The sequence below is a fragment of the Lacinutrix mariniflava genome, assembly GCF_001418015.1.
Taxonomy (GTDB): Bacteria; Bacteroidota; Bacteroidia; order Flavobacteriales; family Flavobacteriaceae; genus Lacinutrix; species Lacinutrix mariniflava.
Genome location: NZ_LIQG01000023.1, coordinates 19,809 through 33,232, shown reverse-complemented (window position 1 = coordinate 33,232; position 13,424 = coordinate 19,809). Strand labels below are relative to the sequence as shown.

Annotated in this window: 13 protein-coding genes; 5 read left to right on the top strand and 8 right to left on the bottom strand. The window is 32.8% G+C overall.

The features are described from left to right. The first annotated feature begins 16 nt into the window (after nucleotides 1-16). Nucleotides 17-739, top strand: a complete 723-nt coding sequence (locus ASC44_RS05905) for a YwaF family protein (protein WP_241491409.1) — start codon at nucleotides 17-19, stop codon at nucleotides 737-739. Here the strand turns inward: ASC44_RS05905 and ASC44_RS05900 are convergent. From ASC44_RS05900 to ASC44_RS05865, 8 genes are all read right to left on the bottom strand, one after another. Further along, a complete protein-coding gene (locus ASC44_RS05900; protein ID WP_055446704.1) occupies nucleotides 732-1,154 on the bottom strand; it encodes a VOC family protein in 423 nt (140 codons plus the stop codon). The genes ASC44_RS05905 and ASC44_RS05900 overlap by 8 nt on opposite strands. A gap of 20 nt (nucleotides 1,155-1,174) precedes the next feature. Continuing rightward, complete coding sequence (rluF, locus tag ASC44_RS05895) at nucleotides 1,175-1,984, bottom strand: 23S rRNA pseudouridine(2604) synthase RluF (protein WP_055446703.1); 810 nt, start codon at nucleotides 1,982-1,984, stop codon at nucleotides 1,175-1,177. 16 nt (nucleotides 1,985-2,000) lie between these two features. Further along, nucleotides 2,001-2,828, bottom strand: a complete 828-nt coding sequence (locus tag ASC44_RS05890; protein WP_055446702.1) for an alpha/beta hydrolase — start codon at nucleotides 2,826-2,828, stop codon at nucleotides 2,001-2,003. A gap of 1 nt (nucleotide 2,829) precedes the next feature. Beyond that, a complete protein-coding gene (locus tag ASC44_RS05885; RefSeq protein ID WP_055446701.1) occupies nucleotides 2,830-3,198 on the bottom strand; it encodes a cupin domain-containing protein in 369 nt (122 codons plus the stop codon). 24 nt (nucleotides 3,199-3,222) lie between these two features. Beyond that, a complete protein-coding gene (locus ASC44_RS05880; RefSeq protein WP_055446700.1) occupies nucleotides 3,223-4,197 on the bottom strand; it encodes a YitT family protein in 975 nt (324 codons plus the stop codon). A 65-nt stretch (nucleotides 4,198-4,262) separates the two neighbouring features. Continuing rightward, nucleotides 4,263-4,814, bottom strand: coding sequence for a hypothetical protein (locus tag ASC44_RS05875; RefSeq protein ID WP_055446699.1), 552 nt, complete (start codon nucleotides 4,812-4,814; stop codon nucleotides 4,263-4,265). A gap of 116 nt (nucleotides 4,815-4,930) precedes the next feature. Next, on the bottom strand, nucleotides 4,931-6,466 hold the full coding sequence (locus ASC44_RS05870; RefSeq protein ID WP_055446698.1) for a helicase HerA-like domain-containing protein: 1,536 nt from the start codon (nucleotides 6,464-6,466) through the stop codon (nucleotides 4,931-4,933). 100 nt (nucleotides 6,467-6,566) lie between these two features. Beyond that, complete coding sequence (locus ASC44_RS05865; RefSeq protein WP_152973283.1) at nucleotides 6,567-7,265, bottom strand: hypothetical protein; 699 nt, start codon at nucleotides 7,263-7,265, stop codon at nucleotides 6,567-6,569. Between the two features lie 109 nt (nucleotides 7,266-7,374). Between ASC44_RS05865 and ASC44_RS05860 the strand changes: the two genes are divergently transcribed. The 4 genes from ASC44_RS05860 (at nucleotide 7,375) to gyrB (ending at nucleotide 13,408) form a co-directional block, all read left to right on the top strand. Beyond that, complete coding sequence (locus ASC44_RS05860) at nucleotides 7,375-8,004, top strand: 7-carboxy-7-deazaguanine synthase QueE (RefSeq protein WP_055446696.1); 630 nt, start codon at nucleotides 7,375-7,377, stop codon at nucleotides 8,002-8,004. A gap of 422 nt (nucleotides 8,005-8,426) precedes the next feature. After that, nucleotides 8,427-10,100, top strand: a complete 1,674-nt coding sequence (asnB, locus tag ASC44_RS05855; RefSeq protein ID WP_055446695.1) for an asparagine synthase B — start codon at nucleotides 8,427-8,429, stop codon at nucleotides 10,098-10,100. Between the two features lie 282 nt (nucleotides 10,101-10,382). Next, complete coding sequence (locus tag ASC44_RS05845; RefSeq protein WP_055446693.1) at nucleotides 10,383-11,120, top strand: T9SS type A sorting domain-containing protein; 738 nt, start codon at nucleotides 10,383-10,385, stop codon at nucleotides 11,118-11,120. Nucleotides 11,121-11,458: 338 nt separating this feature from the next. Next, complete coding sequence (gene gyrB / locus ASC44_RS05840) at nucleotides 11,459-13,408, top strand: DNA topoisomerase (ATP-hydrolyzing) subunit B (protein ID WP_055446692.1); 1,950 nt, start codon at nucleotides 11,459-11,461, stop codon at nucleotides 13,406-13,408. Nucleotides 13,409-13,424 lie beyond the last annotated feature (16 nt).

The following is a 13,424-nucleotide window of genomic DNA, read 5'->3' as shown; positions in this document are numbered from 1 at the left end:
TTTGTATATTCGCAGCTTGATTTCTTTAACATACTATACTATCGACTCACTAGAAATAGGAAGCTTTCAGCATATTGCTCCAATTGTTATAACTTCAGTTCTTGCTTTGGCGTTGATATTGTTTGCTAAACGTAAGCTTGACCAAGCAAAACAAGAACAGATGTTTAAAGGCTTAGGTTACTTTGTGTCTTTAACTGTTTTGGTATATCATATAAATCTAATTATAAAAGGAAACTATAATCTTTCTACAGATTTGCCGTTATTTCTATGCAGTTTTATGGCACTTTTTATTTTTGTTTTTACAAATAGTAGAAAATATTGGGTCTTCGAAATTTTATTATTTTGGATTATTGCAGGAACGTCTCAAGCGGTAATAACACCAGATATTTCAGTAGGTTTTCCAAGCTTTGATTACTTTAGGTATTGGATTGCGCACTTGGGTTTAATTGTGATTATTTTTTATGCCATTTTTGTTTTTAAAATGTATCCAACTTGGAAGAGTATGTTTAAATCCTTTTTAGCATTACAAGTGTATATGTTTGTGATTTTTGGAATTAATTTTCTTTTAGATGCTAACTATTCATATTTAAATAAAAAGCCAAACTCGGCCTCTGCTCTAGATTATTTAGGAGACTGGCCAACATATTTATTGGTAGTAGAAGTATTTTTAATTCCCTACTTTCTTATTATTTATCTTCCATTTTTTATTGCAGGAAAATTAAATAAAAAAGCTATTTAGCAAATAGCTGACTTTCATCTTTAAAGGCTTTAAATTCTAAAGCATTTCCAGCTGGATCCTTAAAGAACATAGTAGCTTGTTCGCCAACTAAGCCTTCAAAACGAATGTATGGTTCTATAATAAACTTAATGTTATTTTGGTTTAGTTCTTCCGCGAAAGCGTGAAAAATATCCCAAGGTAAAACAACACCATAATGTGGAATGGGAACCTGTTTACCATCTACAGGATTGGAAGCTATTTCTTCAATAGATTTTTCTTTATAATGAATAACCAATTGGTGTCCAAAAAAGTTAAAATCGACCCAATGATCACTACTTCTGCCTTCTTCACAATTTAAAACATCGCGATAAAAAGCACGACATTCTTCTAGATTATGTACTGGAATAGCAATGTGAAATGGTGATAATTGAGACATAATTAATTAGATTTAGGTCGTTACTCTTTTCTTCTATTTATAGAATGAATTTTATTGGTTTCTTTAACTTCTGGTGTTTCAGCAATTTGTTTAGATTCTTTATAATGCTTGTCTGAATCTTCTAAAAGCATATTTAAAGTCTTTAACTCATCTGCCGTAAATTCACGGTATTCACCTACTGGAGTGTCAAGTTTAATATTCATTATTCTAGTACGTTTTAACGACGTTACTTCGTACGTTAAATATTCGCACATACGACGAATTTGCCTATTTAAACCTTGCGTTAGAATAATACTAAACGTTTGAGAATCTATTTTTCTAACCGTACACTTTTTAGTCGTTTTATCTAAATCTTCAAGATAAATACCGCCAGCCATACGCTTAATAAAGGTTTGCGAGATAGGTTTGTCTACAGTTACAAGATATTCCTTATCATGGTTATTACTAGCACGAAGTATCTTGTTTACAATATCTCCATCGTCTGTAAGGAAAATTAAACCTTCACTAGGTTTATCTAATCTACCAATTGGGAAAACACGTTTTGGGTATTTTATATAGTCAATAATATTGTCTTTTTCAACACGAGTATCCGTCGTACAAACAATACCTACTGGTTTGTTAAAAGCCAGATATACAAAATCTGCTTTACGTTCTGTAATCGATTTTCCATCGACTTCAACAATATCGCTTTGGGTCACTTTTGTTCCTAATTCTGGAACAGTTCCATTAATAGTTACGCGTCCAGCATCTATAAGCCTATCTGCTTCTCGACGTGAACAATATCCTGCTTCGCTAAGGTATTTATTAAGTCTAGTGAGTTTTTCTTCCATAATGCAAAGTTACAATTTAACTAGCGATATATTCTAGAATATGATTGTTTACAACTTGATTTCGTAAACCATGGCCATATCCTGTTGTAGTAATAAATGTTGCGTTTTTATGATTTTCGACAATCATTTCAGCGTCATTATATGGAATGATGCTATCTTCTACATCATGAATAATTAGTGTTTTTGTTTCTATATTTTGCGCAAAATCGGCTAAAGAAAAATAAGAAGGTAGATTATTAAAACGCTTTAAAACTAAATTGTTTAATCCGTTTTCAATGCGTTTATTATAACCCATCATATCGACATAACGTTTAAAAACACCAGTAAATTCTGAAGGTGCTCCGAGTAAGATAAGTTTTTCTAAATTTTTATTTTGATACTTGTTTTGGTAAAAGCCAGTTGCCATTCCTCCAACCGAATGTCCAATTATTATATCTGCTTTGTAATATTCCGCCGTAAGGTGAATACATTCAGAATAAATAACTGCATTAAATTGCTTTCCGCTTGAAGCGCCATGTGCTGGAGCATCAAGAGCAATAATATTGTAATTTAACGCTGTAAGTTGATTTATTAAAACTTCCCAACGGTGTGTGTTGCTTTCCCAGCCGTGGGCCAATAAAATAGTTTTACCAGTGCCTTTCCAATTATAAGTTGAAATAGTAAGATTCTCATATTTTAATTGATGCGTCTCAGCCGAATCTAAAAAAGTTTTCTGCTCTTCTGAAACACGACCTTTTTGTGGTGTTGAAAATAAATGTAACGCTTTAGATGAAGCATATTTGGGTGAAATATAACTTATCGCATTTAACGAGTTTCCTATTATTTTTATTATTGGGTTGGCCATACTATTCTTCTCTGTTTACTAAGTCCATAGAAAAAGCAGGAGTACATATTGCTATATATTCGCATGCTATAGTAAATGGGTTAGAGTATTGTACACGCGTATTTTTTTCAATTTTAATAGATTGTCCGGCTTCTAATATTATTTCTTCGCCATCAATAATAAATTGCTTTTTGCCTTTTATAATATAGGTGTACTCATCGAAACCTGGAGTTTGAAACGGTTCACTCCAACCTGCGGGAGCTATCATGTGTGCAATACTAATATCTTTATTTGCGTCTGTGGCTTGCCCAAAATGTTCTTCTATAACTTTGCCGTCAGTTGTTGGTACAACAAATGGTGTGTTTTGTATTGTGTATTTTTTGTTCTTCATATTAATTGACTTCAAGTTTAAATCTTATTTTAAAGGTTTCTTCTTAATCATTCCGCCTCTTAAATCTTTTACAATGCCCATAACTATAAAAGCGCTCTTGTCTATTTTATCTATTTCGGTATGTAACTTGGCTAGTTCTAGTCGTGTTACAATGGTATAAATAATATCTTTGTCGTGACCTTTTCCTTTAGACTCATAACCACCTTTTCCAGCGTAAATAGTACAAGCTCGACCTAATTTAGTGGTAATCATATCTTGTAACGCATTATGGTGTGCCGAAATTATAGTCACACCAACATATTCTTCTACACCATCAACAACAAAGTCTACTGTTTTTGCCGCAGCTAAGTATGTTAAAATAGCGTATAAAGCAGTTTCTATAGAAAGGGTATAAGCTCCAACTGAAAAAATAACAATATTAATTAAGAGTAAAACATCACCAATGGTTAAAGAAAATTTTCGGCTTAAATAAATAGCTAAAACCTCAGTGCCATCAATAACACTGCCTCCACGCATTGCCATCCCAATTCCTAAGCCTAGAAAGAAGCCGCCAAATACTGCAATTAGTAATTTGTCTTCTGTAATAGTTGGGTAATTTACAAAATGTACAACAACAGCTAAAAAGGTTATGGCAATAAAACTTTTTATAGCAAATTTGGTGTTAATGGTTCGTGTTGCTAATAATAAAAATGGAATATTAACAATGAGTAATAAAATACCAAGTGATAATGATGTTATATTTTGTAATAATAGAGAAATACCTGTGGCTCCACCGTCTATAAAATGATTAGGTAATAAGAAACCTTTTAACCCAAATCCAGCAGAAAAAACACCTATTATAATAAATATAGACTCTTTTACTGCGTGACTTATTTCTACTTTTAGATTGTTAACAACAGGAACAATGTCTTGATAAGTTATGGTTCCTTTTTTTAATTGTCGTTTTTCTATTCTTTTACGAGCAACATCTACTAGTAATTTTGAAAAAAGTGGATTCATTGCTTTTTGAGGGTTTTATTTATGTGTAATCATGGGCTTTTATTTAAAGCAAGTGCATGTGAAGTTTACCAGCCAACCATAAAATACTTAATCTTGGCAGTATCAGGAATATTTGCTGCTTCAATTTTTTTAGACATATCGAAACGTAAATCTCCCGGTAATTCTTCCTTACTTATTGTAAAAAAAGTATTGTTTTCGTTTACTAATATCACGACGTTTTTTAGAGTGTTTTCTATGCTTGATATTTTATGCTTTGCTCTAATATCTCCAAATGTACTTAAAGTTGAAATGCCTGTTTCCGTTTTAAAACGAGAATCGATAACTTTAATAGAGCTTATAGTAGCGGTAGAATCTAGTGCTTCTTTTGGAGAGAGTTCTAAAAGTTTTTTTCCGCCTTTTTCGAATATTAGAATATCGTTTACGTTTCCTATAAATTCATCTCCAGCTATTTTTTTTACTATAGAATCTTTTGCGAAAATAGTTTCAAGGTCTTTTACTTGGGTAGAGTCTGTTAATAAACCGATGTTATGTTTCGAAATTGAAAACGTATTAACCTCTTTATTGCAAGAGCTCATTAGTATTGAAAGTGTAAGTAAAGCAAAAATTGTTTTTTTCATTTATGTTGTTTTGTTTTTCCGCGAAAGCGAAAGTGATATTTTGTTGGTTTAGTTAGTTCTGCGTTAGAACAGATAAAGAGGATTAATTATTTTTAAGTAAATGCAAAGCGCTCTTTTTACATGATTTTCTTTAAAATTCCAAAGACACTACGAATAAAAGTAGCGCTAGTTAAAACTTTAATAATAGGATTTTGCGCAGTACTTTGTCTTCGCGTTGTTGTCCTACTTGCTTTTTTAGCTTTAGCTGCAGCTTCTTCCTTTTCTTCTTTTTCGTCAGCTTTAATTTTTGCTTCTTCAGCCTTGTCTATTCTTTTATTAAGAATTTCGTAAGCACTTTCTCTGTCTATTTCTTGATTATATTTTAATACTAATTTAGAATCGTCGAGTAGGTTTTGTAACTCATTTGGAGTTAAAATATCCATTCTACTCATTGGTGCACGCAGCATTGTTGCCGCTAATGGAGTAGGGCGTCCTTTCTCGTCTAATGCAGAAACTAAGGCTTCTCCTGTTCCAAGAGAGGTTAGAATTTCGGCAGTATCATAATAATCTGTATCAGGGTAATTTTGTGCTGCTAATTTTATTGCTTTTCTATCTTTTGCGGTAAAAGCACGCAATGCATGTTGGATTTTTAAACCTAATTGACTTAATACACCTTCAGGAACATCGGTTGGGTTTTGGGTTACAAAGTATAAGCCAACACCTTTACTACGTATTAATTTAACAATACTTTCTATTTGGTTTAATAGAGCTTTAGAGGCTTCGTTAAAAATTAAATGTGCTTCGTCTATAAACATTATTAATTCTGGTTTTCCAGAATCGCCTTGTTCAGGTAAGGTTTCATAAATTTCTGCTAATAAGCTTAACATAAATGTTGAAAATAATTTTGGTTTATCTTGAACATCTGTTAGTCTAATAATATTAATGTAACCTTTTCCATCTCGAGTTGTTCTTAATAAATCTTCAACTTCAAAACTTTTTTCACCAAAAAATAAATCACCTCCTTGTTGTTCTATTTCTACTATTTTACGTAAAATAGCTCCAGTAGAAGCACTTGATATTCTACCATACTCATCAGAAAACTCTTCTTTTCCTTCCTTGGTAGCGTATTGTAATATTTTTTTGAAATCTTTTAAATCTAGAAGAGGTAGTTTATTATCGTCACAATATTTAAAAATAACCGCTACAACACCAGACTGGGTATCAGATAAGTCTAATATTCGAGAGAGTAAAACAGGTCCAAATTCTATAACTGTTGCACGTAAACGGACGCCATCTTGTTCAGAAAGAGACATCACTTCCACAGGAAAGCCTTTGGCTTCAAAATCTAAACCTATTGCAGCATGACGTTCATCAATTTTAGCATGTCCAGGACTTGGTTGTGCTAGACCACTTAAATCTCCTTTAATATCCATAAGTAATACAGGAATACCTTTGTCGCTTAAATTTTCGGCAAGAACCTGTAAAGTCTTAGTTTTTCCAGTTCCAGTAGCTCCAGCAATTAAGCCATGACGATTCATGGTTTTTAAAGGTATTTTTACAAAAGCATCCTTAATGGTTTCTCCATCTAACATTGCAGAACCTAAGGTGATAAATTCGCCTTTTGTTGTGTTTCCGTCTGTAATATGTTTAAAGAATTCGTCTTGTCTGCTCATGTTAGTTTAATTTTATAAAATATAGTAAAAATATAGTAGAAAAACACCTTTTTTTTTGCTTTCAAAAAAAATGATTTTGAAGTATTTGTATCGTCAAATCTTAATCTAGTTTGCTAATACCCAAATTTATGAATCTAGCATCTAGGGCAGCTCCTCCATTATTTAATACATAACGAAATGTAACATAGTCGTTAGCTGAAACAGGATACATTACATTTCCACTAGTTCCCCAATAATCGCTACTTGGTAAGCTTGAAAAACCTCTGGATAAGTAGGCCACTAAATTACCATTAATTTCTAAAGCTAAAATGTATTTTTTATTACCACTTGGCAAGTTTCTAGTTGAAATGGATGCACTAAATAAGTAATTGCCATCTTCTTTTATTCTTATTTTGCCATCACTAATAACGTGATAAATGCTTGAGTTTGTAGTAATAACATTTTCAGATCCAATTGGGAAATTTATATAGTTATTGTTTGGTGTTGCTAATGCATTATTTCCAGCAGAATAACTTTTATTTAGAACTATACTGCTATTTGATATGGTAGACCATTCATCGTTTTTATAAATACATAAAGAATTCAATGTGGTGTTAAAAACTAAAGAACCTGTTAAAGGTGTCGTGATTAAGTTCATTTGTTCTGTAGTCATTCTTGGCGGAACAAAAGTTCCGGTTGTACTATCTACTTGAAGCGCAGAGCTACTGTCGGGAGTTGATGTGCCAATGGCAACTTGTGAGTATATTGAGGTTGTGTAAAGTAAGGCTGTAAATAATAGGGAGAAGAAAATGTTTTTCATTAATAATTGTTTGAAAGAATTGTTGTTTGCTATTGTCACAAAATTAGAACAAAATAATTAGAATAGTTAAAGACTTAAAAGATTAACTTAATTTCTATCTTTGCAAGCTATGACGGAAGAAGTTCAAGGTTTAGTAAATCAAGGAAAAATGTTACCTTTAATGGAGGAGTTTTACACCATTCAAGGTGAAGGATTCCATAAGGGTACAGCTGCTTATTTTATAAGAATAGGTGGTTGCGATGTTGGTTGCCATTGGTGTGATGTAAAGGAAAGTTGGAATGCAAAACTACATCCTCCAACAGGAATCGAGAAAATTGTTGCGAATGCCAAAAAGTACAGTGACATTATTGTTGTTACAGGTGGTGAGCCCTTAATGTGGGATATGACAGAGTTAACGAAGCAATTAAAAGCTGAAGGTATGAGTATTCATATTGAAACTTCTGGTGCTTATGAATTATCTGGAGAATGGGACTGGATTTGCTTGTCTCCAAAAAAGATGAAGCTTCCAACACAAGGTGTTTACGATAAAGCAAACGAACTCAAATGTATTATCTTTAATAAGGATGATTTTCGCTTTGCGGAAGAGCAGGCCGAAAAAGTAAATGGAGATTGTATTTTATATCTACAACCAGAATGGAGTAAACGAGACATCATGGTACCTTTAATTGTAGATTATGTTATGGCTAATCCAAAATGGAAAGTGTCTTTGCAAACTCACAAGTATTTAAATATACCGTAGAAAACAGAGGCAGTGGTCATTAGGTAGTTTGGTAGACGTTATAAAGCATTAAGATATTTTGCATTGCAAACATGTTTCATTATACAAAATGCGTGGCAATCTCATGATGCACTCTTAAGATGCTCTGTGAATTTCAGTGTAAACTCTGTGAATCGCTACAAAACAATTAAATTTTAAGTTAAGAGCAAGAATTTTGTCTATTCCTTCAAATAAAAAGTGTCACGTTGTTCCTGCTTTACTTCTTCTAATGAGGTATTCAATCATTTTCCTATAAATTTATTTAATTTAATTTCATTTATTTATAAATTGAATCATTTTTGTTTCAATTTAAAAGCAATTACTTGTTTTGTGTTTTAAATATGAAACATTAACTTGATATTTGCTTCACAATCAATAATAAAAGAATTTAAAATATATAAGTTATGTGTGGAATTGTATGTGCTTTCGACCTTAAACAGAAAACTGAAGATTTAAGACCTCAAGTTTTAGAAATGTCTAAAACCATTCGTCATCGTGGACCAGATTGGTCTGGTATTTATAGTGATGACAAGGCTATTCTATCGCACGAGCGTTTAGCAATAGTAGATCCAGCTTCTGGAAAACAACCATTATTTAGTCCTGATAATAAATTAGTATTAGCAGCAAATGGAGAAATTTACAACCATAGAGAATTACGTAAGCAATTTGAAGGGAAGTATGATTTTAAAACAGAAAGTGACTGCGAAGTTATATTAGCATTATACCAAGAGAAAGGTGTTGATTTTGTAGATGAAATGAATGGAATCTTCGGATTTGCAATTTACGATACAGAAAAAGACGAATATTTTATTGCTCGTGACCATATGGGAATTATTCCTTTATATATAGGATGGGATCAAAACGGAACATTTTATGTGGCTTCAGAATTAAAAGCATTAGAAGGTATTTGTACTAAAATTGAATTATTTCCTCCAGGACATTATATGTCTAGTAAAGATGGTGAATACGTAAAATGGTACAAAAGAGATTGGAGTGAGTATGATGCAGTAAAAGATAACGAAACAAGTATTGCTGAGGTTAAAGAAGCACTTGAAGCAGCTGTGCACAGACAATTAATGAGTGATGTGCCTTACGGTGTATTACTTTCAGGAGGATTGGATTCTTCAGTGGTATCGGCAATAGCAAAAAAATATGCTCAAAAACGTATAGAAAGCGATGATACGTCTGATGCATGGTATCCACAAACACATTCATTTGCTGTAGGTTTAGAAGGTTCTCCAGATTTAGCTGCGGCACAAAAGGTGGCAGATCATATTGGGACAGTACACCATGAAATTAAATTTACAATCCAAGAAGGTTTAGATGCAATTAAGGATGTAATTTATAATATTGAAACGTACGATATAACAACTATTCGTTCTTCTACACCAATGTATTTAATGGCAAGAGTTATTAAATCTATGGGAATTAAAATGGTATTATCTGGTGAAGGAGCCGATGAGATTTTTGGAGGTTATTTATATTTTCATAAAGCGCCAAATGCGCAGGAGTTTCACGAAGAAACAGTGCGTAAACTAGATAAGTTACACATGTACGATTGTTTAAGAGCTAACAAGAGTTTAGCTGCTTGGGGAATTGAAGGTCGTGTACCGTTTTTAGATAAAGAGTTTATGGATGTTGCTATGCGCATCAATCCTCAAGATAAAATGATTAACGGAGAACGCATGGAAAAATGGGTTATACGTAAAGCGTTTGAAGACATGTTACCAGAAAGTGTAGCTTGGAGACAAAAGGAACAATTTAGCGATGGTGTTGGTTACAGTTGGATAGATACACTTAAAGAAATGGTAGATGCCGCAATAACAGACGAACAAATGGAGAATGCAGCCTTTAGATTCCCAATACAAACGCCTACAAACAAAGAAGAGTTTTATTATCGTTCTATTTTCGAAGAGCATTTTCCAAGTGATACAGCAGCTTTATCTGTACCACAAGAAGCAAGTGTAGCTTGTAGTACTGCTATTGCTTTAGAATGGGATGAAGCGTTTAAAAACATGAACGAACCTTCTGGAAGAGCGATTGCTAATGTGCATGATAAATCTTATGCGCAATCGTAATTTTATCAATTTGTGAATAATTAATATAGATTAATAGTTTTAAAACCTCGCTTCGGCGAGGTTTTTTTATTTCTACTAAACACTAATTATTGGCAATTAGGATTCTTAATTGTTAAAAGGAGGGCTTTTTTTTGGCTGTAATTTTGGTTCAAAACCATCAAATTTCACAAAAACTATGTCGTTTGTAACATAATCATGTCGTTTGTGATATTTATTTTTTTGTTGTAGTTGTAAGATGTAATGTTGCAGGAAATTTATAAACCCTAAATCACAAAAAAAAACATGAAACAAATTTATTTTTTCCTAATTATTCTTTTTACTTTAAATTCTTATTCTCAAATTGGAGCTGAAATAACATCAGTAACAACAGGGACCTTGTCAGGTGTGCCTTTTACTATATCTTATGCCAATAATTCTACTGATACAGCAGTATTAAATTTGTCTGGAGGAGGTTTTTCTGGCGCACCATTAAGCAGTAGTCAGCCAGTATTTGTAGTAGGTGCTGACACTAATTGGTCTGTAACATTTGACTCGCCAATATCAAATTTAAGACTTTATTGTGTGTATTGGAGAACTACAACCTTTGAGTTTGACCAAGCATTTACAATTGTTTCTGGAACTACAAATTTTCTAAATTCGACTGGTAACGAACTTAGTACAGTCGAATTTTCAGATGGCATTATAGAATTTACAAATCCTGTTACAACATTAAATTCGACTGTTATTTCAGGAGATGCTAGTCAAATAGTCTTTACATTTGGACTACCTGAAGTTTTATCAACTGAAGAAAATGAAATAATAGCTAATAAATTGACGGTTTATCCAAATCCTTCAAGTGATTTCATAAAGATAAACGGATTAACTGAAATAGAAAATTATGGTATTTATAATGTATTAGGCGCGCAAATGTTAAAAGGTTCTGTGTCTAATAATCAAGAAATAAATATTCAAGACCTAACTAATGGTTTGTACTTCTTGAAATTCGAAAACCGTAACACCATTAAATTTGTAAAAGAATAATTAAGCAACGAGTAATTATTTTTTTTAAAACTATAAAAGCTTCCACTTTGGGAGCTTTTTTATGCGATTTAGTTATTTTGACAACTCAAAAACAGCACTTTTAATCAGTTTTTGTATTTTCAGTCTTTCTGAATAAAAAATAATCACCTTGAATTGAATGTAAGGCGCTTTAAAAGCGATTTAAGCGACTTTTATGAAATCAACAATTGTTAATAAAAATTAACCTAATTCGTTAAACAGCGTGATAAAGCCTTAATGTTTTCGTATATTTGGTTGTCTCTGAAAACTCAGTTTTTCAGTTTGAAAAGAATTAAATAAAGCAATATAAAATATTATATATGAGCGAAAAGAAAGAAGAGTTTAATAAGCATAATTACTCTGCAGATAGCATCCAAGCCTTAGAAGGGATGGAGCATGTACGTATGCGTCCTTCAATGTATATTGGAGATGTTGGTGTGCGTGGATTACACCATTTAGTATACGAGGTTGTAGACAACTCTATTGATGAAGCTTTAGCCGGACATTGTGATAATATTACAGTAACCATTAACGAAGATAACTCTATTACTACAGAGGATGATGGTCGTGGTATTCCTGTAGATTTACACAAAAAAGAAGGCGTTTCAGCACTAGAAGTTGTAATGACTAAAATTGGTGCAGGTGGTAAGTTCGATAAAGATTCTTATAAAGTATCTGGTGGACTTCACGGTGTGGGTGTAAGTTGTGTTAATGCATTATCAGAGCACTTAACAGCTACTGTTTATAGAGATGGTAAAATTTGGGAACAAGAGTATTCTAAAGGAAAAGCTTTATATCCAGTAAAAGCAATTGGTGAAACAGACAAAAGAGGAACTACTGTTACTTTTAGACCAGATGCTACAATCTTTACCCAAACTTTAGAATATAACTACGATACTTTAGCGAGTAGAATGCGTGAGTTAGCGTATTTAAATAAAGGAATTACGGTTCATTTAATTGATAAGCGTTTTACTAAAGAAGATGGTTCTTTTGAAGGTGAAACTTTTCATTCTGAAGAAGGATTAAAAGAATTTATCAAGTTTTTAGATGCGTCAAGAGAGCCTTTAATGAAAGATGTTATTTCTTTTGAAGGTGAAAAAAATGGAGTGCCTGTTGAGGTAGCGATGATCTATAATACATCATACGCAGAAAACTTACACTCTTATGTAAACAACATTAATACACACGAAGGTGGTACACACCTTTCTGGTTTTAGACGTGGTTTAACACATACATTAAAGAAGTATGCTGATGAATCTGGAATGTTAGACAAATTAAAGTTTGATATTGCTGGAGATGATTTCCGTGAAGGATTAACAGCTATTATTTCTGTAAAAGTTCAAGAGCCTCAGTTCGAAGGACAAACAAAAACGAAGTTAGGAAACAGAGAGGTTTCTGCAGCAGTAAGTCAATCTGTTTCAGAAATGTTATCAGATTACTTAGAAGAAAATCCTGACGATGCTAAAATTATTGTACAAAAAGTAATCTTAGCAGCTCAAGCACGTCACGCAGCACAAAAGGCTCGTGAAATGGTACAGCGTAAAACAGTAATGAGTATTGGTGGTTTACCTGGTAAACTGTCTGATTGTTCAGAGCAGGATCCTGCAAAATGTGAAGTATACCTTGTCGAGGGAGATTCGGCCGGTGGTACTGCAAAGCAAGGTCGTGATAGAGCATTTCAAGCTATTCTACCTTTACGTGGTAAGATTCTTAATGTTGAAAAAGCCATGAAACATAAGGTTTTTGAAAACGAAGAAATTAGAAATATATTTACCGCTCTAGGTGTTACCATTGGTACAGAAGAAGATAGTAAAGCATTAAACCTTTCAAAATTAAGATACCACAAAATAGTCATCATGTGTGATGCCGATATTGATGGTTCGCATATTGAAACTTTAATTTTGACGTTCTTTTTCCGTTACATGAAAGAATTGATAGAAAACGGACATATTTATATTGCAACACCACCTTTATACTTAGTTAAAAAAGGAGCTAAAAAGCAATACGCTTGGGACGACGAATCTCGTTTAGCGCTTATGGCAGAATATGGTGATGGCGCAAAAATACAACGTTATAAAGGTCTGGGTGAGATGAATGCTTCTCAACTTTGGGATACAACAATGAATCCTGAGTTTAGAACATTACGTCAAATTCAAATTGATAATGGAGTAGAGGCAGATCGCGTATTCTCAATGTTAATGGGAGACGAAGTACCACCACGTCGTGAGTTTATAGAAAAGAATGCTGTTTATGCAAATATTGATGCATAACACTTAATATATAACT

Excerpts from the sequence above, each read along its gene's own strand:
- ASC44_RS05900 (WP_055446704.1), bottom strand. The coding sequence starts at position 1,154 with ATGTCTCAATTATCACCATTTCACATTGCTATTCCAGTACATAATCTA.
- rluF (WP_055446703.1), bottom strand. The coding sequence starts at position 1,984 with ATGGAAGAAAAACTCACTAGACTTAATAAATACCTTAGCGAAGCAGGA.
- ASC44_RS05890 (WP_055446702.1), bottom strand. The coding sequence starts at position 2,828 with ATGGCCAACCCAATAATAAAAATAATAGGAAACTCGTTAAATGCGATA.
- ASC44_RS05885 (WP_055446701.1), bottom strand. The coding sequence starts at position 3,198 with ATGAAGAACAAAAAATACACAATACAAAACACACCATTTGTTGTACCA.
- ASC44_RS05880 (WP_055446700.1), bottom strand. The coding sequence starts at position 4,197 with ATGAATCCACTTTTTTCAAAATTACTAGTAGATGTTGCTCGTAAAAGA.
- ASC44_RS05875 (WP_055446699.1), bottom strand. The coding sequence starts at position 4,814 with ATGAAAAAAACAATTTTTGCTTTACTTACACTTTCAATACTAATGAGC.
- ASC44_RS05870 (WP_055446698.1), bottom strand. The coding sequence starts at position 6,466 with ATGAGCAGACAAGACGAATTCTTTAAACATATTACAGACGGAAACACA.
- ASC44_RS05865 (WP_152973283.1), bottom strand. The coding sequence starts at position 7,265 with ATGAAAAACATTTTCTTCTCCCTATTATTTACAGCCTTACTTTACACA.
- ASC44_RS05860 (WP_055446696.1), top strand. The coding sequence starts at position 7,375 with ATGACGGAAGAAGTTCAAGGTTTAGTAAATCAAGGAAAAATGTTACCT.
- asnB (WP_055446695.1), top strand. The coding sequence starts at position 8,427 with ATGTGTGGAATTGTATGTGCTTTCGACCTTAAACAGAAAACTGAAGAT.
- ASC44_RS05845 (WP_055446693.1), top strand. The coding sequence starts at position 10,383 with ATGAAACAAATTTATTTTTTCCTAATTATTCTTTTTACTTTAAATTCT.
- gyrB (WP_055446692.1), top strand. The coding sequence starts at position 11,459 with ATGAGCGAAAAGAAAGAAGAGTTTAATAAGCATAATTACTCTGCAGAT.